A 22445-nucleotide genomic window follows, 5' to 3' on the forward strand; every position below is an offset into this window, starting at 1 on the left:
TCCCTCCCTCAGGCCGGCTTGCGGGCGACGAACATGCCCCAGCCGAACTCGCCCCTGTCGATCGCCGCCTGGATCTCGTCGCACGAGTCGGCGAAGCCGAGGATCCAGGTCCGCGCCGCCTCGTCCGCCGTCGTCTCCGCGCGCTGCCGGGCGGTGCGGCCCAGCACCCGGTACGTCTGCCTGATGTGCGCGTCGAGGCTGCGCGCGACCACGTCCACGAACCCGACCTCGGCCAGCGCCCGGCGGTAGCCGTCGAGCGAGTAGCCGTCGTTCCAGCGCACCCGGTCGTAGACGTGCCGGCGGGCCGCCTCGCCGATCCGCTCGGTGGGCTGGAGGAAGTCGGACACCGCGAGCACCCCGCCGGGGGCGAGCACCCGGAACATCTCGGCGTGGCTGCGCGGCTTGTCCGGCACCAGGAACAGTGCGTCCTGGCTGACCACGTGTGTGAACGTGCCGTCGTCGTACGGCAGGTCGGTGGCCGAGCCGTGCCGGAACGACACCGGAAGCGACGCGCCCCGCTCGGCGCGCCGCTGCTCGGCGAAGCGCACCCGCTCGATGCTCAGGTCCAGCCCCTCGCCCCGGCATCCGGTGCGCTCGGCCAGGCGCAGCAGGAAGTTGCCGCAGCCGCAGCCCACGTCGAGCACGTTCGCCGAGGCGTCGATCCCGGCGTCGGCGGCGAGGATGTCGGAGGTCCGGTCGGCCGCCGCGTGGTAGTCGCTGTCGTCCTCCCCGGTGAAGTAGCCGGTGTGCAGCACGCCCTCGCTGTCCCAGAAGCTGAGGTACGTCTGCGTGGTCTGGTCGAAGAACTCGGAGACGTCCCGCTCGGTGAACCGGCTGGTCGTGGACATGGGCACTCCCTTGTGCGGCGGTCGGTGGGTCAGGCGTAGGTGTCCTTGCGGACGCCGGTGAGGTGGGGCAGGTCGGGGCCGGTCGCGGCGGCGCCGCCGTCGATCAGGTGCACCCCCGCGGTCACGTACGACGCCCGCTCGCCGGCCAGGAACGCGGCCACCGCGGCGACCTCCTCGGGCCGGGCCAGCCGGCCGACGGCGCTGTGGTGACCCATCGCGGCCAGCCGCGCCTCGACGTCACCGTCGGCGCCCGCGAGCCGGGCCGCGGCGCGTTCCATCGGCGGCGTACGCACCCCGCCGGGCGCCAGCACGTTCACGGTGATGCCGTCGCGGCCCACGTCGACGGCGAGGCCCTGGGCGAAGCGGACCAGCGCCGCCCGGGTCACCCCGGACAGCACGAGCGGGCCGATCGGCACGCAGGCGGTCTCGGAGGCCACCAGCAGCAGCCGGCCCCAGCCCTTCGCGCGCATGTGCGGCATCGCGGCCAGCGACACCGCTACCGCCGGTAGCAGCACCCGGTCGACGGCCGCCCGGTAGTCGTCCGTGCCGAACCCGGTGGCGGTGCCCACGGGCGGGCTGCCGCCGCTGACCAGCAGCACGTCCACCCCGCCCAGCTCGGCGGCGACCCGGTCCACCCAGCGGGCGGCGGCCTCGGTGTCGGTGAGGTCTACGCCGGTCGCGCTGACCCGGCCGGAGGCCACCGCCGTCAGCTCCCGCTCGGCGGCGGCCAGCCGCTGCGGGTCACGCCCGCAGACCGCCACGTGCGCGCCCTCCGCGGCGAACTCCTTCGCGCAGGCCAGCCCGATGCCACTGGTGCCGCCGGCGACGAGCGCCACCCGGCCCTTGAGCCCCAGATCCACGTCCTCACCTCTCCGTCTCGACGGCGCGGGCCGCCGCGCCGGGGTGCGCCGGGTCGCCGTCCGGCCCGCCGGACCGGTAGCCGTACCGGGTGGACAGCGGCCAGGCCAGCGCCGCCACCGCGAGCCGCTGCCGGCCGGTCAGCGTGCGCCGCCACCCGTCGTCGCGGTCCCGGATCACGGTCGGGCCGGTCCGGAACCGGTCCGGGTTGCCGGTGACCGTGTGGTTGCCGCGCAGCTCGACGGTCCGCTCCCGTACCGGGTTGGCCGCCGGGTCCACGCCCACCAGCCGCAGCAGGGCGCCGATCGTGCCGGCTGGGTCGGCGGTGAAGTCCTCGTAGCGCAGGAACGCCGACCGGCCCGGGTGACGCCTGTTGATCGCCGCCGACGCGAGGTTGAACCCGTGCCAGTACGCGGTGCTGCGCGCCGCCGACATCGCGTAGACGTACTCCTTCGGCTCCCGCCACGAGTGCGCCACCGCGCGCGGGTCGCGCACCAGATGCAGCCAGTACGCCTCGACGCCCGGCACGTGCGGCAGCAACGCCGACTCACCGGGGATCTTGGTGCTGTCCACGATGACCCGGGCGCCGGTGCGCGCGGCCACCTCCCGGTAGACCGCGCCGAGCAGGTCGGCGTGCGCGCGGGTGTCCGCGTCGTACGCGCCCCGGCGCAGCACCCGCCAGGTGTGCCGGGTCCGCAGCCGGGCCCGTTGCCGCCGGATCACCTCGGCCGCGTGCGCGTCCGCCGGCATCCCGGCCGGGCGGCCCAGCGGCAGCACCGCCGACCACAGCGGACACGCGGTCAGCGCGGCGCCGCAGCCGCACCTGTCGTTCACTCCGCGCCCGGTCGAGTTCTTCCACAGGAAGTGCAGCTCACCGACGTGCACCACACCGGGCGCCTCACCGAGGACGTTGCCGATGACGGTGCTGCCGTTTCGGCACCAGCCGTTGACGCTCAGGACGGTCACCGGTGCGCTCATGCCGCGCGTACCTCCGCCGGAGCAGGCGCGGGCGCGACCCGGCCGATGCGCAGCGCCATCGCGGCGGCGACGGCCGCGCCGGCCGCGCCGGCGACGAAGACCGCCGGATAGCCCAGACCGGCCGCGACCAGGCCGGTCGCCGGGCCCCACACCGCCAGCCCGAGATCCCAGAACGAGGTGTACGCCCCGATCGCCGCACCCTGCCGCGCCGGGTCGGTACGGTTCATGACCATCAGCGCCAGCGACGGGTGCAGCAGGGAGAACCCGACGCCCATCACCACGCTGCCGGCCACCGCGACCGGCAGGTTCGGCGCGACCGCGATGACCAGCAGCCCGGCCGCCTCGCCCACCCCGCACCAGGTGGCCACCCGGCGCGGGCCGAGACGGTCGGGCAGGTGGCCGATGACCAGGCGGGTGCCGGCGTACACGGCGCTGAAGACGCTCAGCACCACCACGCCGTGGCCGACGCCCCGGGCGTCCAGGTGCAGGACGACGAACGCGGCCAGACCCGCGTACCCGGCGGCACCGAAGGTGAGCGCGATGCCGGGCAGCAGCGCCGGGCGCAGCAGCAGCCCGGCGCCCTTCGCGGCCGGTGCGGTACGCGCCGGCGCGGGCACCAGCGCGACGAGCGCCGCGCCGACCGCCGGGGCGACCGCGCTGAGCAGCCACACCGCCGGATAGCCGGCCTGCTGCACGGTGGCGCCGAGGAACGTGCCGGCGGAGATGCCGCCCCACATGCTCACCCCGTACAGGCCGATGAGCTGGCCGCGCCGCTCGTGCGGGGCGAGCTGCACGATCCACACCGCGCCGGCGGTGAACAGCGCCGCCTCACCGGCGCCGAGCAGCAGCCGGACCGCGACCAGCGCGGGCACGCTCAGCGGGGCCAGGTAGAGCAGACCACCACCGGCCACGACGAGCGCCCCGGCCAGCATCACCGTGCGGTGGCCGTGCCGGTCGGCGAGCGCGCCCGCGACCGGCCGCACCAGCAGCGCGCTCACCGCGGTCACCGTGACCACCACGCCGACTGTCAGGTCACCGGCGTCGTGGCGTTCGCGCAGGAAGCCGGGCAGCACCGGGATCACCGCGGTCAGCCCGAGGTAGCCGGTGAACAGCCCGCCGAGCAGACCGGCCAGCGCGAGCCGGGGCAGGGGCCGGGCCGGGGCCTGCCCGCCGGTCACGACCCGACCAGGGCGGTCGCACGGGCGGCGGCCACCTTGCGGACCGCGCGGACCAGGTCGTCGCAGTCTTCGGGCGTGAGGTTCGACGACAGCGGCACGTCGACGGTCTCGGTCAGCAGCCGTGCGGTGCGCGGCAGCGTCGCGCGGATCTCCCCGGGGTCGGCGCTGTCGTACAGGAACCGCCAGTTCCAGAACGCCCGGACGTTGAGGTCGTCGTCCGCGCCGATGTTGCGGGCGTCGATCCCCTCGGCCCGCAGCGCGCGGGCGAACCAGCCCGCGTCGCCCCAGCCCGCGCCGCCGCCCGGCACGCGGAACACGAACGCCTCCCCGAGGTACGCCCCGGGCGCGACCGGCCGCCGGACCGCGATGCCGGGCAGCCCGGCCAGGGCGGCGCTGACGTGCGCGTAGTTGCGGTGGAACAGCGCCAGCCGCTGCGGCAGCCGGGTCAGCTCGGCGCGCAGCAGGGCCGCCCGGATCTCGTCCATCCGCAGGCTCAGCAGCGGCAGGTCCAGGCCGGTCAGCGGCGGCTCGCCGTGCGGGAAGTGCCGCCGCAGCCGCCCCTCGTACGCCCCGGACAGCGCCACCGCCCGCGCGAACAGCGTGCTGTCGTCGGTGATCAGGAAGCCGCCCTCGCCGCAGTTGAGCGCCTTGTCGGACTGCGTGCTGAACGCCCCGGCGGCCCCGAACGTGCCGAGCTTGCGGCCGCGGAGTTCGGCGCCGAGCGCTGGTACCGCGTCCTCGATCAGCGGCACGCCCATCTCGGCGGCGAACGCGGACAGCGCCTCGACGTCGGCGGCGAAGCCGCGCATGTGCACGACCATGACGGCGCGGATCTCGGGCCGCCAGCGGCGGCGCAGGTCGTCGAGGTCCATCCGCAGGTCGTCGTCGACCTCGACCAGGAATGGCCGGCAACCGGCCAGCACAATGGCGCTGGGGGAGGCGACGAAAGTGAATCCGGGGCAGGCCACCAATGATCCCGGTGGCACTCCGGCGCCCATCAGGGCGAGCGCCAGCGCCGCGGTCCCGCTGGAAACGGCCAGCGCGTGCCGGGTGCCGAAATAGCGACACAGTTCGTCCTCGAACCGCCCGCATTCGGTTTCGTCCGTTGGGCGGTGGTCGTATCGGAAGTAGAGGTGACTGCGGACGGCGCGAATAGCCGCGTCCTCGTCCTCGGTGTGCACGAAGACCGCGCCCTTGTCGTACGTCGGCCAGGGCGCGCACCGCACCGGCTGTCCGCCGTGCAGGGCGAGCTGTTCGGCCAGCTCAGAGCCGTTCTGCACCGGCCTCGGCGGGCTCGGTGCGGGAGCGTGGTTGTTCCCCTCCACCGGCGGACTCCTCGGGCGAGCGGCGACAATTCCTAGTGGCTCGATAGGATTGGCCGGGCGTGCGCCGGGCGTGGTCGCCCGGCGGAATCGCAGTCCCGGCGCGATCCCGTCGAGGGGTGAGAAATGCCACCAGATCCGACATTCATCGTACGTCGATCCAGCGAGAGTAATGATTGTCGTCAATCCCGTACCCGTCAACAGATGAGCGTAAATACGTTCGGCGCCGGCCCGTGCCGACAGTGGGCTATGCGGAATTGTCGCGGTCGGCCCGCTGATCCGCGGTCCGTGCCGGCTCCTCCTGCCGCGGAACCCCGGGGCCGCCAGTCGCGTTCGGCCCGCCGTGCGAGGTGCCCGGCGTGTCGGCTCGGCGTCCCGGTCGCGTCGGGCTTGCTCGCGCCGGACTGCTTGCGTCGGGCTTGCGTGCGCCGGACTGCTTGCGTCGGGCTTGCTTGCGTCGGCCTTGCCACGCCGGGCTCTGCCGTCACCGAAGGTAGCGGCGGGGCTTCTCCGGCATCACTCACCTGGCGCCCTTTGCTCTGCAGCCATCGACGCATCGGTGACTCACGGCCACTGCCGCGTATGCGGCTGCAGCGCAAAGGGCGCGCAGGGGTATGCGTGCCGCTGCCGGACTCTCCGGAGTCTCCGCTGCTCAGGGGCGTGCTGTCGAGAAACCGGTCCCGATGACGAGGGAGAAGACCATCACCCTGTGTGACCTGCTGCCCCGCGGCGACCGACATGACGGAAAGTGACCTCCCGAACCGGTGGGGCGCACCGAAGCCCGGCTGGAGGGCAGGCGGATCAGGTGGCTCGCCAGTCGCGGACCAGAGCGGCCACAGTGGCGTGCCGCGCCGCCGGATCGGCTCGACCGGCCCGGTCGGCCACGGCACGCTCCCCGGCGGTGCCCCGCCAGCCGTACGGACCGTCGAGCAGGTGGTGCAGCGTACGACCCAGCACGTGAACGGTGGTGCGCTCGTCGATCGTCGCGCCCCGGGTCAGTTCCTCGGGCGACAGGTAGCGACGGGAGCCGGGCAGCCGGTCGGAGTCGAGCACGAACGGTCCCGGCCGGTACTCGTCCAGGTCGATCAGCCGCATCAGGTGGGCGTCGAAGTCGTAGAGGAAGCAACCGTCGTACAGGTCGACCGCCACGTATCCGGCCGCGCTCACGGCCAGGTGGGCGTCGAGGATCGTGTCCAGCGCCGCGCGTACCTCGGCGACCGGCAGCCGCTGGAAGCGGTGCAGGCCGCTCCGGTCGCTGCCGCCGCCGGTGGTGGCGTGGTTGAGCACGACGCCGTCGCACCACGGGTACACCAGCGTCGGGCCGTCGGTGCCGTCGCGTACCAGCGCGGGCCGGACCACCGCCGGGTGCCGGACCGCGGCGTGCAGGCCCAGCGCGCGGGTCAGCGACTCGCGCGCGGCGGGTGTCCCGGCCCGCTTGACGAACCAGCGCCGGCCCGCCGACTCCACGCCGTAGGAGACGCACCCGGAGTCCTGGTCGCCGAAGACCACGAACGCGGCAGCCGGATCCAGATCCCACACGCGTCGAGGCTACGACGCAGCCCTACCGCTGCGGGTCCACCACCTCGATCACGTCGGCCGGTGTGCGGCGCGGCGCCGGGGGCAGCTCCCCGTCCGGGCCCCAGCCGACGCGCACCACCAGGTACGGGTCGCCGATGCCGGCCAGCAGGTCGCGCATCATCCGGCGCGGCCAGGCCAGCTCCACGGCGTCGCTGAGCGGCGCGCTCGCCAGGCCCTCGGCGGTGGCGGTGAGCATCAGCGCCGACAGCGCCTCGCCGCCGCGCAGCCAGGCCGCCGGCTCGTCGGAGTCGCCGAACAGGATCAGGTACGCCGCGCCCCGGTCGAAGTCCGTGCCCGCGCTGAGCCCGGCCGCCCCGCCGGGGGCGTAGTCGCGCAGCGGCACCCGTCGCGGGGACGGCCGCACGGCGGTGGCGGCGGGCACCCCGTCTCCGCTGCCCGCCGGGCGGTGGGTCCAGCGGTGCAGCTCCTCCCGGTACGCGGGGTCGGCCAGCTCCGCGTCGGCGGCGCGACCGGTGGAGACGGCGAGCATCGGCATCTGGTCCGGCCGGACCACGTGCAGGTGGGCGCCCTCGGCCTCGACGGCGTCGCCGAGCCGGGCCAGCACCGCCTCCGGCACCGGCCGGTCCCCGTACGCGCGGCGGTCGGTGCGGCGGCGCGGGATGGCGTCGACCAGGCGGCCCGCCGGCACGTCCAGGTCGGCCGGACCGGTGGTACGCACCCGGGCCAGCAGCGACGGTTCGGGCAGCCGCTCGACGGTGACGGCCCACCCGGCCGCCGCCAGCGACACGCGCGCGTGGTGCAGGGCGGCGCCGCAGCTCAGCATGAGCAGCCGGCCGTCCGGGTCGGTGTGGGCGAGCTGCCGGTCCGCGTCGGCGCGCAGCTCCAGCGCGCCGCCGGTGACCCGCCAGCGCCAGGGCTGGGTGTTGAACACCGATGGGGCGTGCAGGGACTGCCGGGCGGCCGCCTCCAGCACCCGTACCCTCGGATCCTGGTCGGTCCGGGTCGATGAGCTGTTCATGGCGGCCCTCCTGGTTGCTCGTCCCCTTCCGACCCTGCCCGCCGCCGTCGCGGGCGGACAGGGCCGGAGGTCCCGGCCGCATCGGGCCGTGCGCCCCGGCGCGGCGTCAGGCGTCCTCCGGCTCCGGGGGTACGGCCAGGGCGATGGTGAGGTCGAGGACCGTGGCGGGGTCGTGCAGCCGGTCGCCGAACAGCTCGCGCAGCTTGCCCATCCGGTAGCGGACGGTCTGCGGGTGCACGAACAGGTCGGCCGCCACGTCGTCGCGGCGTCCCTGGTGCAGCAGCCACGACCTCAGCGTCTCGGCCAGCCGGTGCGCGGTGGCCGGAGGCAGCGGGGCCAGCGGCGCGAGCGCCTGCGCGCGCAGGTCGGCCAGGGCCTCCGGGTCCATGCTGAGCAGCAGCGTGGCCAGGTGACGTTCGGTGTCGACCGGCCCGGCGTCCGGCTCGCCCAGTCCGAGCGCGAGCGCCCGCGTGGCCCGGTGGTACGACGCCGCCACCCGGTGCCAGGGCCGGGCCGGGCCGAGCACCGCCCGGTGTCCGTGCAGCAGCCGGGTGAGCTGGCGGCGTCGCCCGCCGTGCATGTCCGGCACCAGCAGTACGGCCAGTTCCTCGACCGGGTTCATGCCGGGCAGGTCCTCCCCGCTCTCCAGCGTGTACGGGCTGAGCAGGGCCAGCACCGCGCGCAGGTGCCGGCGGGGCAGCAGCACCACAGTCAGCGTCTGCGGCGGCGGCCAGTCGGCGCGCTCCGCGCTGCGCCGCAACGACTCCTCCGGCTCGCCCGCCAGCAACTGCTGGGTGAGCCGTTCGAGGCTGCGGCGGCGCATCCGCCCGGCGCTGGCCAGCTCGTCGGCGTGCCCGGCCACGCTCGCCGCCGACAGCTCGTCGATGTACGCGAACATCAGCTCGGCGAACTCGGCCACCGTCTCGGCGGCCAGCCCGCTGCGTACCGTGGTGGTGGACACCTCCCGCCAGGCCACCCGGGCGCCCACCCGGTACGCCGCCAGCAGCGCGTCCATGCTGCGCCCCGAGCGGGCCTCGCCGCTGCCCAGCGCGTACGCGGCCTCCAGCGCCGGGGCCAGGGGGGTGCTCGGGTCGAACGCCTGGGTACCCTCGATGAGCTGGAGGAACGTTCCCAGTGCGATGCGTACCGCGTTTTCGATCTTCGCCCGCATGGCACCGGTGAGCGCGCCGGAGTAGTCAGGCACCTCGGCGGTGATCGCGGAGACCGTCCGCTCGGCGACCATCGGCAGCCGGGCGCGCAGCGTCTCCGCCATCCCGGCGTCGAGATCGAGGTGCGCGGCGCGCTGCCCCGTGCCGGTCTCCGACGTCATGTTTGTTCCCTCCGAACAAAAACCCGCGACCGTTTCACCTTTGCCGGTCAAGATGTTATGCGATCGGGCGGTCACGCTGGTCATATGACCACAACTGCCTCCCGCCGCCCTCAGAAGGTCACCTTCCGGGACAGGCTGCTGCGGCTGGCCGGAGCGGTCACCACGCCGGTGCTGCCGGACGACTATCTCGACCTGATCGCGCCGCTGCGCGCGGGCGCCCCGCTGCGCGGCAAGATCGTCGCCGTACGCCCGGAGACCCGGGACGCCGCCACGCTGATCATCCAGCCCGGCCGCGCCTGGCAGGGCCACACGCCCGGGCAGTACATCCGCCTCGGCGTGGACGTCGACGGGGTGCGCCAGTGGCGCGCGTACTCGCTCACCTCGCCGCCCGACACCGCGGACGGCCGGATCTCCGTCACCGTGAAGGCGATCCCCGACGGGAAGGTCAGCAACCATCTCGTACGCCGGCTCCGGCCCGGCACGCTCGTGCACCTGGACCAGGCCCAGGGTGAGTTCGTGCTCCCCGCCGCGACGCCCGAGCGCGTCCTGTTCCTCACCGCCGGCAGCGGCATCACCCCGGTCATGGGGATGCTGCGCTCCGGGCTGGCCGACCGGGCCGACGTGGTGCTCGTGCACTCGGCGCCGACCCGCGACGACGTCATCTTCGGTACGGAGCTGCGCGCGCTGGCCGAACGCGGCGCGCTGCGGCTGGTCGAGCGGCACACCGACGCCGACGGCCTGCTCGACGTCGCCGACCTGGCCGGCCTGGTGCCCGACCACCTCGACCGCGAGACCTGGGCGTGCGGGCCGATCGGCATGCTCGACGCGGTTGAGGGGTACTGGTCCTCGAACGGCCTCGTCGAGCGGTTGCACACCGAGCGGTTCCGCCCGACGGTGATCACGCCGGGCGAGGGAGGCACCGTGACCTTCACCGGGGCGGGGGTGACCGTCGAGTCCGACGGCGCCACCACCCTGCTCGACGCGGGGGAGAACGCCGGAGTGCTGATGCCTTCCGGGTGCCGGATGGGCATCTGCTTCGGCTGCTTCGTACCGCTGCGTCAGGGCGCTGTCCGCGACCTGCGCAACGGCGACGTCACCACTGCCGTACCGGGGGACGGCGTGCTCGTCCAGACGTGCGTGTCGGCCGCCGCCGGTACCTGCGACATCGATCTCTGACAGGAGCCACCCACGTGACCGTCATCCAGAAGAAGGCCGTCAACCCGATCGCCCACCTGAGCGCCGAGGACATCGAGATCATCGGCAAGGAACTGGACGCGATCCGGGACCGGGTCCTCGCCGACCGGGGGGAGCGGGACGCCCGCTACATCCGCAAGGTGGTCAAGACCCAGCGGACACTGGAGATGAGCAGTCGCGCGGTGCTGCTGTTCTCGCTGTTCCCGCCGGCCTGGATCGCCGGCACGGCCGGCCTCACGGTCGCCAAGATCCTGGAGAACATGGAGATCGGGCACAACGTCCTGCACGGCCAGTGGGACTGGATGCGCGACCCGAAGATCCACTCCACCACCTGGGAGTGGGACCACGTCTCCCCGGCCGACCAGTGGAAGCAGTCGCACAACGAGCTGCACCACCGGTACACCAACGTGGTCGGCAAGGACAACGACCTCGGGTACGGCATCATGCGTGTCGACGAGGACCAGCCGTGGCACCCGATGCACCTCGGGCAGCCGCTGTGGAACCTGCTCAACGCCGCGTTCTTCGAGTACGGCATCGCCGCGTACGACATGGAACTCGGCGACCACCTCAAGCAGCGCAAGCTCAAGGATCCCAAGTTCCGCGCCAAGGCCAAGGCCGTCGGCCGCAAGATCCGCCGCCAGGTGCTCAAGGACTACGTGGTGCACCCGCTGCTGTCCGGCCCGTCGTTCCTGTCCACGCTCGCCGCCACGTTCACCGCGAACCTGCTGCGCAACGTGTGGAGCCACTCGGTGATCATGTGCGGGCACTTCCCCAACGGGGTGGAGACGTTCGAGAAGACCTCCATCGACGGCGAGACCCGCGGCGAGTGGTACCTGCGGCAGATGCTCGGCTCGGCCAACATCAGCGGCAGCCGGCTGCTGCACATCATGACTGGCAACCTGTCGTACCAGATCGAGCACCACCTCTTCCCCGACCTGCCCAGCAACCGCTACCAGGAGATCGCCCCGCAGGTGCGGGCGCTGTTCGACAGGTACGGCCTGCACTACACCACCGGCCCGCTGCCCAAGCAGGTCGCCTCCGCGTGGTGGAAGGTCATCCGCCTGTCGCTGCCCAACCGCAAGGACAGCCGGCAGCCGGTCGCCCCGGCCGCGCTGGCCTCCTCCGGCACGGCCTGACCCGCCCGTTCGGTGCACGGCCGGTGAACTTCCACCGGCCGGCACCCGACCATCCGATGCACGGTCGGCATCACCGCAGCTCAGGGCCGGTCTCGCGGCCGTCGTGGCGGTCCCGCGCCCCCGTACACTCGCGCCCGTCCGGGCGTACGGGTGAAGGGGTGGACCGCCGATGCGGCGCGACGACACGACGGGGCTTCGCCGGCGCGTGGTCATGCTCGTCGACAACGCGGTCGACGGTGACTCGCGGGTGCAGAAGGCGGCCCGCTCGGCCGCCGACGCCGGCTGGGACGTCACGCTGATCGGCTGCGCCCACGTCGACGCCGAACGCCGCTGGCGGCTCGGCGACGCCGAGGTACGTGTCCTGCCGCTCGCCGCCGCTCGCGCTACTCCACCCGCCACTGCACCACCCGCCACTGCGCCGGCCGTCGTCTCCCGCCCGGGCGGCGGTGTCCCCGGCCCCGAGGGCGCCGACGTCTCCGCTTCGGGCCGTGGCGCTGGTTCGCGCGACGGCTCCCGCCTGCGTGGCGTGTCCGGGCTGCGGGCGCTGCTGGTGGCCCGGGGCGGGGTGCCGTTGCGTGCGGCGCGGCTGGCACGCCGGCCGGTGGAGCACGCCCAGGTCCGCTACTGGCGGGCGCGGCTGCGCGACGGGGCCTGGCGGCGGCTGGAGCCGGGGCTCTGGGACTACGAGCGGGTTGCCGGTCCGGTCGTCGACGAGCTGCGCCCCGACCTGATCCACGCGCACGACTTCCGGATGCTCGGCGTGGCCGCCCGCGCTGTCGAGCGTGCCCGCGCCGCCGGGCGCGACACCAAGCTGGTCTGGGACGCGCACGAGTGGCTGCCCGGCGCCCGGCCCCGCCGCGACAACGCCCGCTGGCTGCCCGCGCACCTCGGCTACGTCCGCGAGTACGCCGGCCACGCCGACGCGGTGGTCACCGTCTCCGACACGCTCGCCGACCTGCTGGTACGCGATCACGCCCTGCCCGAGCGCCCGACCGTGATCCTGAACGCCCCGGTCACCGCCGCCTCCGAGCCGTCCGCCATCGAGTCGACCGCTCCCGAGCCGCCCGCCTCCGAGCCGCCCGCCTCCGAGCCGCCCGCCTCCGAGCCGGCCGCTCCCGAGCCGGCCGCCTTCGAGCCCGCCGACCTGGCCGCTCCCGACCTGCGGAAGCGGTGCGGTCTGCCCCCGGACACGCCGCTGCTGGTCTACAGCGGGGCGATGGCCGTCCAGCGCGGCGTGGACACCGTGGTCGAGGCGTTGCCGCTGCTGCCCGGCGTACACCTGGCGCTTGTCGTCGCGGACCCGGGCGCCGCCTACGTCCGCCAGGTCGTCGCCCGCGCCGCCCGGCATCAGGTGGCCGACCGGGTGCACGTGCTGTCGTACGTGCCACACCGGCAACTCGTCGCGTTCCTCGCCGCCGCCGACATCGGGCTGATCCCGCTGCACCACTGGCCCAACCACGAGATCGCGCTGATCACCAAGTTCTTCGAGTACGCGCACGCGCGGCTGCCGATCGTGGTCAGCGACGTCCGGACCATGGCCGAGACGGTCCGGGCCACCGGGCAGGGCGAGGTGTTCCGCGCCCGCGACGCCGCCGACCTGGCCCGCGCGGTCCGCACGGTCCTGGCGGACCCGGCCCGCTACCGCGCCGCCTACGAGGGCCCGGACTCGCCACTGCCCGGCTGGACGTGGGAGGCGCAGGCCGAACGCCTGGACGCCCTCTACCGCCGCCTGCTCACCCCCACCCTCTGACGCCCGCCGCCCACCACCCGCCCGGGTGGAACACCACGGGTGTCTCCGGCCCGTTTTGACACCCGTGCCGTTCCACCCCGCGCCTCGGGGGCATGGTCAACTCCAGCTCGGCGAGGTGGCGGCGTCCGAGGGCCGGTGACCCCGCCATCTCGGGGAAGTAGTGTCGATCTTGCGCCTGCGCTGGCGCCTGCGCGTACGCCTGCGCCGGAGCCCGGCGGCCCGCGGGCACGCGGGCACGCGGGAAAAGGGCTGGGCAGGACGGGGTGGATCGGGCTAGCGTCGACGTATGCAGAGCAGGCGCACCCTTACCGCCGCAGCCGCGCGAGCTTCCCGCTCGCCGGTTGCCGCCGCCTGACCTGCCCCACTCTGACGCCGGCGACCGGAAACGGTCCGCCGGCGTCGTCGTGTCGACGCCTACGCGCGCGGCGGGCCGTCCGGTCACCCGTACCCGGAAGGCACCCGCCATGACGCCCGACGAGATCATCAGGACGTTCCTCGACCAGTACCACCGCCACGACCATCGGGACGCGCCGGAGAGTTCCCTCATCCCGCCGCCCGGTGACCCGGTGCTGTTCACCACGTCCGGCATGCACCCGCTCACGCCGTACCTGCTGGGGCGCCCGCACCCGGGCGGACGGCGACTGGCGAACGTGCAGCGGTGCCTGCGCACCACGGACCTGGACGAGGTGGGCGACAACACCCACCTGACCGTGTTCCAGATGCTCGGCTCGTGGTCGCTCGGCGACTACGACATCGCGACCAGCCTGCGCTGGGGGTTCGAGCTGCTCACCGGCGGGTTCGGCATCCCGGCGGGAAGCCTGCACGCCACGGTCTTCGCTGGCGGCGACGGTGAGGGACCGGACGACACCGCGCGGGACACCTGGACCGGGCTCGGTGTGCCGGTGGAGGCGCTGGGCGAGGACAACTGGTGGTCCAACGGCCCGACCGGCCCCTGCGGACCGGACTCGGAGATCTTCGTATGGACCGGCGACGGCCCGCCCACCGGCACGCCCAGCAGCGACGAGCGCTGGGTGGAGGTGTGGAACCACGTGCAGATGCGCTACCACCGGCACCCCGACGGGCGGCTCACGCCGCTGCCGCGCCCCAGCATCGACACCGGCATGGGCCTGGAACGGCTGGAGATGGTGCTGCGCGGCGACCGGTCCGTGTTCACCGGCGACGGGCTGCGCCGGTGGGTGGGCGAGGTGGGGGAGCGGTGGGATCTGCGCGACGCGGACCTGCGCGTGGTCTCCGACCACCTGCGGTCCGCGGTGGTCGTGCTCGGTGACGGGGTACGCCCCGGCATCACCGGCCGCGGGTACGTGCTGCGGCGGCTCCTGCGCCGCGCGCTCACCGTGCTGTGGCGCGACGACCCGGCGCGCACCCTCGACGACCTGCCACCCCAGGTGTACGCGGACACGCTGCGCCGCTTCCGCCAGCTGTCCGATCCGAACGCGGAGCCGGTCGACGTCGGCGCGCTGCACGCGACGATCGTGGACGAGGAACGCCGATTCCGGGGGCTGCTGCGACGTGGACGGCCGCTCGTCGACCGGGTACGAAAGCGCGGGCCGCTGACCGACCGCGACTACCACTGGCTGCACGACACCCACGGCCTGCCCCGCGACCTGGTCGACGGCCTGCTCGCCGAGGCGGGTTGAGCGGCGGCCGGGCGAGCGGCGGCCAAGACGGCGGCCGGGCGAGCGGCGGCCGAGGCGGCGACCGGGCAAGCGGCGGCCAGTTGAGCGGCGACCGGGCGAGCGGCGGGCCGGGTGACCAGCGGCCGGGTGAGTGAGGGCCGGGTGCGCAGCGGTGGCCGCCCGGCCGGGCCGGTGCCAGACTCGGAGGCGGACGCCACGCGAGGGAAGCGGACGCCGCCGCGAGGAGAGGGCTGCCGATGACCGAGGTTCGGCCGGACGAGGAGACGGTGCCGCTGCTCGGCGCCGAGGTGCGCATCACCGACGCGGCCGGGCTGCTCGCCGCCGCCGCCGTCGATGGACCGGTCGAACTGCTGGCCGGGGGCGACTTCCCCGCCCCGGTGCGGGAGGTCCGCTGCACCGTGCGCGTCGACACCGCCGCCGAGCCGCCGGTGCACCGCTTCGAGGCGTACCTGCGGGTGGAGGCCGCACCCGCGGGCCTGCTCGCCCTCGGTCTGGCCGGGCCGGTCGGCGTGCTTCTCGCCGAGCGGCTGGCCGCGCGCGGCGGCGACGGCCCGGCCGCCGCGGTGGGCCGGATCGCCGCCGAGGCCGGACGGCGGATCTGGCCGCGACCGGTCGCCACGCTCGCCACGCCGCCGGGCGACGCGGCCGGTCGGGAGGTGCTGCGCACGGCCCGGGAAGCCGGGCTGCGGCCCCGCGTCGACCAGGACAACGGCACGGTACGCATCCGCGCCGACGTGCCCAGCGCCGAGGTCGATGCGGCGCACCTGCGGGCGATGCTGGGCCTGCTGCTCCAGGCCGTACGCGAGTTGTCCGGCGACAGCGAGGAACCGGCCGTGCTGCGCGGACGGACGTACCTCGTGGGGCGGCGACCGGTCGCGGCGGCCGGGCCGCGCAGCGCGGCGGTGACCCTCGACCAGGTCGGCGGCCTGCCCCACGTGGTCGCGCGGTTCCGCGAGGTGGCGGTGTCGTTCCGGCACCCGCAGGCGATGGCCCGGTGGGGCGCGCGGCGGCCGCAGGGCATCCTGATGTACGGCCCGCCGGGCACCGGCAAGACCATGCTGGCCCGGGCCCTGGCGAACGAGGTCGGCGCGGACTTCGTGGAGATCCGGACCCCGGAGATCCTGGACAAGTACCTCGGCGGCTCGGAACGCAACATCAAGCGCATCTTCCGGGAGGCACGCCGCTACCGGCGGCCCACAGTGATGCTGTTCGACGAGTTCGACTCGATCATCAGCTACGCCGGTGCGGGCGGCGACGCGGCCAGCCAGGCGGTCAACGCCGTCGCGGGCATCTTCAAGCAGGAGATGAACACGCTGTTCGAGGAGAACCCCGACGTCATCGTGGTCGCCACCACCAACTTCCCGCAGCGCGTGGACGCCTCGCTGATCCGCTCCGGCCGCTTCGACCTGAAGATCGCCATTCCCGCGCCGGACGAGGCCGGACGCGCGGAGATCCTCACCAAGATGGTCCGCGAGCTGATCGACCGGCACGAGCGGCCCGGCTTCCAGATGTTCGCCGACGACCTCGACCCGGCCGCGCTCGCCGCCGACACGGCCGGGCTGACCGGCGCGGACCTCCGCGAGGCGCTGCGCCGGGTGCAACTCGCCAAGGCACTCCGGGAGGCGGCGGAGGGTGCGCCACCGGCTCCGATCGGTCAGGATGACCTGCGGGAGGCCGTCGCCGGGTTGCGCCGCGGCTGACCGGAAGGAGTCCACATTGTCCTCGTCCGATCTGCTGCTGTCCCGCCGTGACCTCGCGTTCCTGCTGCACGACTGGCTGGACGTGAGCCGGCTGACCGAGCGGCCCCGCTACGCCGAGCACACCCGGGAGACCGTCGACGAGGTGCTGGACCTCGTCGCCCGGGTCGCCGCCGAACGGTTCGCCCCGCACAACCGGGCCGCCGACACCGGCGAACCCACGTTCGACGGGCAGCGCGTGCGGACCATCCCGCAGGTCAAGGCCGCCCTGGCGGCGTTCGCCGAGACCGGGCTGCTCGCCGCCACCATGGACGAGTCGGTCGGTGGCCTGCAACTGCCGCACACGGTCGCCGCCGCCGCGTTCGCCTGGTTCCAGGCCGCCAACGTCGGCACGTCGGCGTACCCGATGCTCACCCTCGCCAACGCCAACCTGCTGCTCGCCCACGGCGGCGCCGAGCAGATCGACACCTGGGTACGCCCCATGGTCGAGGGCCGGTTCTTCGGCACCATGTGCCTGTCCGAGCCGCAGGCGGGCAGCTCCCTGACCGACCTGACCACGCGGGCCGAGCCGCAGGACGACGGCACGTACCGGATCGTCGGCACCAAGATGTGGATCTCCGGCGGCGACCACGAGCTGGCCGAGAACATCGTCCACCTGGTGCTGGCCCGCATCCCCGGCGCGCCGCCCGGCGTGAAGGGCCTGTCGCTGTTCATCGTGCCGAAGGTGCTGCTCGACGACGACGGCAACCTCGGGCCGCGCAACGACGTGGTGCTGGTCGGGCTGAACCACAAGCTCGGCTACCGCGGCACCACCAACACGCTGCTGAACTTCGGTGAGGGCGTGCACCGGCCGTACGGGCGGGCCGGGGCGGTCGGCTACCTGGTCGGAAATCCGCACCACGGGCTCGCGGTGATGTTCCACATGATGAACGAGGCGCGCATCGGCATCGGGGCCGGCGCCACCGCGCTCGGCTACACCGCGTACCTGAAGTCCGTCGCGTACGCCCGGCAGCGCCCGCAGGGCCGCCCGGTCGCCGACAAGGACCCCACCACGCCGCAGGTGCCGATCGTCGCCCACCCCGACGTACGCCGGATGCTGCTGGCCCAGAAGAGCTACGTGGAGGGCGCGCTCGCGCTGGTGCTCTACTGCGGACGGCTGCTCGACGAGCAGAAGACCGCGCCCGCCGAGACCGACCGCGAGCGGGCGCAGCTGCTGCTGGACCTGCTCACCCCGATCACCAAGAGCTGGCCGGCGCAGTGGTGCCTGGCCGCCAACGACCTGGCCATCCAGGTGCACGGCGGGTACGGCTACACCCGCGACTACGACGTCGAACAGCACTGGCGGGACAACCGGCTCAACGCCATCCACGAGGGCACCCACGGCATCCAGGCCCTCGATCTGCTCGGCCGCAAGGTCACCATGCGCGACGGCGCAGCGCTGGAACTGCTGCTGGAGACCATCCGCGGCACCGTCAACCGGGCGTGGAAGGCGGAGGGGTTCGCCTCGGAGCTGGCCGGTCAGCTCGGCGCGGCGGTGGACCGGATCGCCGTGGTGACTCGGCGGTTGTGGGCGTCGGGCGACCCGGAGCTGGCGCTGGCGAACGCCTCGGTGTACCTGGAGGCGGTCGGGCACGTGGTGATCGCGTGGATGTGGTTGGAGCAGGTGCTGGTGGTGGAGGCGTTGGGGTCGCCGGAGGGGGCCGAGGGGGAGTTCCTGGCGGGGAAGAGGCAGGCGGCGCGGTACTTCTACCGGTGGGAGCTGCCGAAGGTGGGGGCGCAGTTCGACCTGCTGGAAGGGCTGGACCGAACGACGCTGGACATGCGCGAGAGCTGGTTCTGAGCTGCTGTCTGCATCCTGCCTGGGAATCTCGCATGAGCGTCGGTCTGTGTCTGGTCGGCGCGCCGAAGTTCGCTGAGCCATTTTCATCCTGCGTAGCGGTTCGCTTCGACGTGGTGCAGGGCGAGGATGGCCTGGACGATCGCGGTGGCTCGGCGTGGGCAGCAGCGCAGCTTGACCAGAATTTTCCAGGTCTTGAGCGTGGCGATCGCTCGTTCTCCGCGGGCGCGGATCTTGGCGTTGGCCCGGTTCACGGCCTTTTGCCGGCGTGACAGCTTCGGGCGGAAGCGGCGTCGCTTGAACGGGGTGCGCACGCTGCCACGGGCGCCCTGGTAGCCCTTATCGGCGAAGGTCATCACATCCGCGCGGGTCAGAGCATCGATGATGCCGTGATGGCGGGCGGCGGTCAGGTCGTGTACCGACCCGGGCAGTGCCGGTGATGCCCACACGAGCCGGCCGGCGGCGTCCGCGATGACCTGCACGTTCACGCCGTGGCGTTTGTGCTTGCCGCTGTAGTAGAGCCTCTGATCGGCGACTCGGTCGATCGGGATGAGCGTGCCGTCCAGGATCGCGTACGCCAGCAGCCGGATGCGTCGCATCGCGGTGTCCAGGTCATCGGCTGCCGAGCTGAGCAGGGCGATCGCTTCCTGGACGTAGCGCCAAGCAGTGGCGACGCCGATCTCGAATCCGGCCGCGAGTCGGGTGTAGGTGTCGCCGTTGCGCAGATGGGCGAGAGCGAGCAGCGCCTGCCGGCCGGGTTCGAGACGCCGCCACCGGGATCGGCGCTGCTTACGGTGGCCGCGGATGCGTTCGGCGAGGTGGTTCAGGGTGCGGCTGGACAACGGAATCGTGGCGGGGTAGGACAGCATGGCGAGGCTCCCGGTCGGGGCTTCGAGTCTTGGTCGACAGCTGTCCTACCTGGAGCCTCGCACCCATCGATCACCGGGCCTACCGCAACCGCCCTGAGCTGCAAGATCAGCTTGGAAAAGGCTCGCTCTATGGATCGCAATTCCAGACGTTCGGACATCGGCCACGGTCTGGACGCGGGTGGCTGGTCACTCGCGTTCTTGTGAAGGGCCGGGTAGGGTAACTGACTGCATCGAGTGACCTATTCAGGGGAGGATCATCGGTGTCAGGCGCACAAACCTTGGTGGCAACTGTCTTTCATGACTGGCATCAGGAGAATCTGCCGCACATGTCGGAGGATGATGCATGGGAGGTTTTTGTCGCTTGGCTGTTGCTGCGCGATTTTGACGTTACTTTAGATTCGTTGCATGCTGGAGTTGTTGACGGAAGCAACGACGGCGGCATTGATGCGGTTTATACCTTGCTGGAAAGCGGGATCGTCCAACCGGATCATAAGGCTGTCGAAGACCCGAAAGCTGCGCGTACGATGACGGAGGGCCTTGAGCTCACGCTGCATGTCGTGCAGGCCAAAAATAACGAAAAATTTCCGCAGTTGATGGTCACCGCGCTTCAGTCCATCTTGCCGCGTGCTCTCGACCTAGGCCGATCTCTCGACGTGCTGAAGGATGAGCTTAACGATTCTGCCCGTGAGCAGCTGGAAATATTCCGAGCGGCCTACCGCAACTTGCTATCGCGGCGACCAAAGGTTTCAGTTCGCGTGGCGATGGTCTCTCGAGGTTTTTCGGATCGGGTGGCGGCGAACGTATTTAGTCGGGCGAAAGCGCTACAGCAGGATCTCGCGAGACTGTTGCCGTCCGCAGAGATTGATGTTTCCTTCATTGGGGCTGAAGAGTTGTGGTCGATGTACGACCGCCGTCCCAGTAGCACTCTCACGCTCGAATGTGACGAGGTGATGACGAGCGGCGGTTCGTATATCGCGTTGGCGCGGCTCTCGAACTTTATGAAGCTCATTGCCGATGACAACTGGGCGGTGCAGCGTCACGTCTTCGATGCGAACGTTCGGGACTTTCAAGGTGATGTCGCAGTTAACAAAGAGATCATGGCTTCGCTTCAGCAAGGCGACGGACCAGACTTCTGGTGGTTGAATAACGGCGTCACCATCCTCTGCGATGAGGCTCATAGCGTGGGTAAGAGGTTTGCTCTTAAGAACATTCAGATCGTTAATGGTCTGCAGACCTCCCACAATCTCGCCAAGTGGTTCAACGAGCAGCGGGAGTTGGAGGGCGGGGCCGAGGCGCTATTTGCTGACGAACGGAAAATCCTCGTGCGCGTTATCGTGGCAAACGACACTGCAGTGCGAGACCGAATTATTAGGGCTACTAACCGGCAAACACCAGTGGCTGATGCCTCGCTCCGCGCGACCGACGAGGTTCAGCGGAGAATCGAAACCTACTTCGGCTCCAAGGGGCTGTTCTACGATAGGCGAAAAGGTTACTACCGCAACTTGGGTAAGGATCCAGGGAGAATTATCAGTATCGGATACCTTGGTCAAGCTGTCTACGCTATCGCATATGGCAGGCCCGAGGTTGCCAGGGGTAAGCCGAACTCGCTCCTGGCTGAGGACACTCGCTATAAGCAGGCGTTCGATCCGAACGCCGACTTGTCGATCTTCTATTGGTGTGCCAAGGTTCTTCGAGCGGTGGATGAGAGCCTGCAGGGCGGAAATGCGGCAATGAAGTACTGGGAGAAGCGGCATCTCTCCCACTTCATCGCTTTCGCCGCTGTTGTTCGGGCAATTGGGAAAGCACCTGCGCACTGGACCGACATTGTCCACATCGCAAAGGCGGATAAGGACTTTTCTCAGGAAGAACTTGAGTGGGCCTACGAGGTTTCGGCGAGGTCCTTGGCTGACTTTTCCCGGAAGCACTCAATGACCACCGCTGACGCCACAAAGCGTCAGATTTTCGCCCAGCATCTTGCGGAGGCGGTGCTCAAGAACTCAGCAATGGTGTTGTGACGGGCGGTGAGCAGCCTTTTGCGCTTATCGTCTCTGTCGCAATGCGCTGAGCGGAAGGGTGGTCGACGGTAGAAGGGTCAGTCCGGGCAACTTGCACCCACAGTTCGAGATTTGGGGTAAGTCCCCTGGGCCTCCGACAAGCCGTTTCGCCGAAAGAGCGTCAAGGATTTATCTGCCAGGTATCCCCTTGCCGGTATGGGGGTTGTAGGGTCTCGTCAGTTGATGGGGAGGCGGTAGACGAGGTCGTATCGGCCGGCTGGCAGCACGATGTCGGCCGTCTCCACCGGCGTACCGCTCGCCGTATAGGTCCGCTCGATGGTGTGCACGAACGTGCGGGCCGGCAGGTTGAGCGCCTCAACCTCGTCGGCGGTAGCCGAGCGAAGGCTGACACGCTCCACAACCTCGTCGACCCGTACGCCGATGGCGTCCATTCGTGCGACGACGCCCTTCACGTCGCTGTCCTCGGGCCACTCGATCGGAGTGCCCTCGGTGAGGGCAAGCGGCTCGTACGACACGGAGAGCTGTATCGGTTCGCCGTCGGCGAGGAAGCGGTACGACGTCCGCATCACCGGTGCGCCCGGCTCGATGCCGAGCCTGGCGGCGATCCGCTCATCGGCCTGCTCGTGGCGACTGTCATGCTCCCAGGTGCCCTGCTGTCCCGCGCCGGCCGCGTCGCGGGCGAACGGGGACGTCGGGCCGTCGCCGGAGCGAACGTCGCGGCCCCGGGCGTGACGGACCAGCCGGGTGGTGTCTCGTACGTACACGCCGGATCCGGCGCGACCCTCCACAACGCCCTCGCCCTTCAGGACGGCGATGGCCCACTTGGCTACTGTCCGGCTCACGTCGTACTGGCGCATCAGGCCGGACTCGGACGGCAACTTCGCTCCAGCGGGGAGTTCTCCGGACAGGATCGCGGCACGTAGGTCGGCGGCGATCGTCAGGTATGCAGGCGTGTTCGGCATGTCGGCGGTACCTCCGGTCAGCCCGCCCAGTCGACCACAGACAACCTGGTGTGCCAAGTTCGCGCGCCTCCCTTGCCGACCCAAACCTAGTGCACTAGGTTCTGTTGCTGGCGACCCGTTACCGCTCGGCTCCGGTCAGCAACCACGCCTCGCGGTAACGGGGAGCCCTGACACGTCATTGGCAGGCCGACGATGGAGACGCGATGGCGGCGAGCATCACCGAACTGCTCAAACGGTTGCGGCGTCGAACGGAGTC

Annotated in this window: 17 protein-coding genes; 7 read left to right on the forward strand and 10 right to left on the reverse strand. The window is 71.8% G+C overall.

The genetic code is table 11. The annotated features are described in order from the left end of the window. Positions 1 to 8: 8 nt before the first annotated feature. The 8 genes from KSK32_RS25170 to KSK32_RS25205 form a co-directional block, all read right to left on the reverse strand. Complete coding sequence (locus KSK32_RS25170) at positions 9 to 848, reverse strand: class I SAM-dependent methyltransferase (protein ID WP_216933428.1); 840 nt, start codon at positions 846 to 848, stop codon at positions 9 to 11. A 29-nt stretch (positions 849 to 877) separates the two neighbouring features. Beyond that, complete coding sequence (locus KSK32_RS25175) at positions 878 to 1708, reverse strand: SDR family NAD(P)-dependent oxidoreductase (RefSeq protein ID WP_216933429.1); 831 nt, start codon at positions 1706 to 1708, stop codon at positions 878 to 880. Positions 1709 to 1712: 4 nt separating this feature from the next. After that, on the reverse strand, positions 1713 to 2684 hold the full coding sequence (locus KSK32_RS25180) for a sulfotransferase (protein ID WP_216933430.1): 972 nt from the start codon (positions 2682 to 2684) through the stop codon (positions 1713 to 1715). Continuing rightward, positions 2681 to 3862, reverse strand: a complete 1182-nt coding sequence (locus KSK32_RS25185) for an MFS transporter (protein WP_216933431.1) — start codon at positions 3860 to 3862, stop codon at positions 2681 to 2683. The genes KSK32_RS25180 and KSK32_RS25185 overlap by 4 nt, the downstream gene beginning before the upstream one ends. After that, positions 3859 to 5187: a DegT/DnrJ/EryC1/StrS aminotransferase family protein gene (locus tag KSK32_RS25190; protein ID WP_216933432.1), complete on the reverse strand. Its 1329-nt coding sequence runs from the start codon at positions 5185 to 5187 to the stop codon at positions 3859 to 3861. Before KSK32_RS25190 ends, KSK32_RS25185 begins: the two co-directional genes overlap by 4 nt. Positions 5188 to 5985: 798 nt before the next feature. Continuing rightward, positions 5986 to 6723, reverse strand: a complete 738-nt coding sequence (locus tag KSK32_RS25195) for a serine/threonine protein kinase (protein WP_216933433.1) — start codon at positions 6721 to 6723, stop codon at positions 5986 to 5988. Positions 6724 to 6745: 22 nt separating this feature from the next. After that, on the reverse strand, positions 6746 to 7741 hold the full coding sequence (locus KSK32_RS25200) for a nitroreductase family protein (protein WP_216933434.1): 996 nt from the start codon (positions 7739 to 7741) through the stop codon (positions 6746 to 6748). 106 nt (positions 7742 to 7847) lie between these two features. Continuing rightward, positions 7848 to 9071 carry a CdaR family transcriptional regulator gene (locus tag KSK32_RS25205; RefSeq protein WP_216933435.1) on the reverse strand — a complete coding sequence of 408 codons (1224 nt, stop codon included), beginning with the start codon at positions 9069 to 9071 and terminating at the stop codon, positions 7848 to 7850. An 84-nt stretch (positions 9072 to 9155) separates the two neighbouring features. Here KSK32_RS25205 and KSK32_RS25210 point away from each other — a divergent pair, with 84 nt between their 5' ends. The 6 genes from KSK32_RS25210 to KSK32_RS25235 all read left to right on the forward strand — a co-directional run bounded on the left by KSK32_RS25210 (position 9156) and on the right by KSK32_RS25235 (position 18346). Beyond that, positions 9156 to 10247: a ferredoxin reductase gene (locus KSK32_RS25210; protein ID WP_216933436.1), complete on the forward strand. Its 1092-nt coding sequence runs from the start codon at positions 9156 to 9158 to the stop codon at positions 10245 to 10247. Between the two features lie 14 nt (positions 10248 to 10261). Then, the gene (locus KSK32_RS25215) at positions 10262 to 11401 is read left to right on the forward strand and encodes an acyl-CoA desaturase (protein WP_216933437.1); all 1140 of its coding nucleotides are present in this window, start codon (positions 10262 to 10264) and stop codon (positions 11399 to 11401) included. A 169-nt stretch (positions 11402 to 11570) separates the two neighbouring features. Next, positions 11571 to 13151: a glycosyltransferase family 4 protein gene (locus KSK32_RS25220; protein WP_216933438.1), complete on the forward strand. Its 1581-nt coding sequence runs from the start codon at positions 11571 to 11573 to the stop codon at positions 13149 to 13151. A 464-nt stretch (positions 13152 to 13615) separates the two neighbouring features. Next, a complete protein-coding gene (locus KSK32_RS25225) occupies positions 13616 to 14809 on the forward strand; it encodes an alanine--tRNA ligase-related protein (protein ID WP_216933439.1) in 1194 nt (397 codons plus the stop codon). A 236-nt stretch (positions 14810 to 15045) separates the two neighbouring features. Then, positions 15046 to 16509, forward strand: a complete 1464-nt coding sequence (locus tag KSK32_RS25230; protein ID WP_216933440.1) for a 26S protease regulatory subunit — start codon at positions 15046 to 15048, stop codon at positions 16507 to 16509. 16 nt (positions 16510 to 16525) lie between these two features. Further along, positions 16526 to 18346 (forward strand): acyl-CoA dehydrogenase, encoded by a 1821-nt coding sequence (locus tag KSK32_RS25235; RefSeq protein ID WP_216933441.1) that lies wholly within the window; start codon positions 16526 to 16528, stop codon positions 18344 to 18346. An 83-nt stretch (positions 18347 to 18429) separates the two neighbouring features. Here the strand turns inward: KSK32_RS25235 and KSK32_RS25240 are convergent, their stop codons facing one another. Beyond that, positions 18430 to 19212, reverse strand: a complete 783-nt coding sequence (locus KSK32_RS25240; protein WP_216930649.1) for a transposase family protein — start codon at positions 19210 to 19212, stop codon at positions 18430 to 18432. 260 nt (positions 19213 to 19472) lie between these two features. On the opposite strand from KSK32_RS25240, the gene KSK32_RS34645 reads away from it, so the two are divergent. After that, entirely contained in the window at positions 19473 to 21227 is a 1755-nt protein-coding gene (locus tag KSK32_RS34645) for an AIPR family protein (protein WP_216933442.1), read from the forward strand. Positions 21228 to 21442: 215 nt separating this feature from the next. On the opposite strand, the gene KSK32_RS25250 is transcribed toward KSK32_RS34645, so the two are convergent. Beyond that, entirely contained in the window at positions 21443 to 22189 is a 747-nt protein-coding gene (locus KSK32_RS25250) for a GntR family transcriptional regulator (protein WP_216933443.1), read from the reverse strand. Between the last annotated feature and the right edge of the window lie 256 nt (positions 22190 to 22445).

Origin of the sequence: Micromonospora sp. WMMB482 (assembly GCF_019038635.1) — a bacterium.
Classification (GTDB): domain Bacteria; phylum Actinomycetota; class Actinomycetes; order Mycobacteriales; family Micromonosporaceae; genus Micromonospora; species Micromonospora marina.

Excerpts from the sequence above, each read along its gene's own strand:
- KSK32_RS25180 (WP_216933430.1), bottom strand. The coding sequence starts at position 2,684 with ATGAGCGCACCGGTGACCGTCCTGAGCGTCAACGGCTGGTGCCGAAAC.
- KSK32_RS25170 (WP_216933428.1), bottom strand. The coding sequence starts at position 848 with ATGTCCACGACCAGCCGGTTCACCGAGCGGGACGTCTCCGAGTTCTTC.
- KSK32_RS25250 (WP_216933443.1), bottom strand. The coding sequence starts at position 22,189 with ATGCCGAACACGCCTGCATACCTGACGATCGCCGCCGACCTACGTGCC.
- KSK32_RS25200 (WP_216933434.1), bottom strand. The coding sequence starts at position 7,741 with ATGAACAGCTCATCGACCCGGACCGACCAGGATCCGAGGGTACGGGTG.
- KSK32_RS25240 (WP_216930649.1), bottom strand. The coding sequence starts at position 19,212 with ATGCTGTCCTACCCCGCCACGATTCCGTTGTCCAGCCGCACCCTGAAC.
- KSK32_RS25225 (WP_216933439.1), top strand. The coding sequence starts at position 13,616 with ATGACGCCCGACGAGATCATCAGGACGTTCCTCGACCAGTACCACCGC.
- KSK32_RS25220 (WP_216933438.1), top strand. The coding sequence starts at position 11,571 with ATGCGGCGCGACGACACGACGGGGCTTCGCCGGCGCGTGGTCATGCTC.
- KSK32_RS25205 (WP_216933435.1), bottom strand. The coding sequence starts at position 9,071 with ATGACGTCGGAGACCGGCACGGGGCAGCGCGCCGCGCACCTCGATCTC.
- KSK32_RS25230 (WP_216933440.1), top strand. The coding sequence starts at position 15,046 with ATGACCGAGGTTCGGCCGGACGAGGAGACGGTGCCGCTGCTCGGCGCC.
- KSK32_RS25210 (WP_216933436.1), top strand. The coding sequence starts at position 9,156 with ATGACCACAACTGCCTCCCGCCGCCCTCAGAAGGTCACCTTCCGGGAC.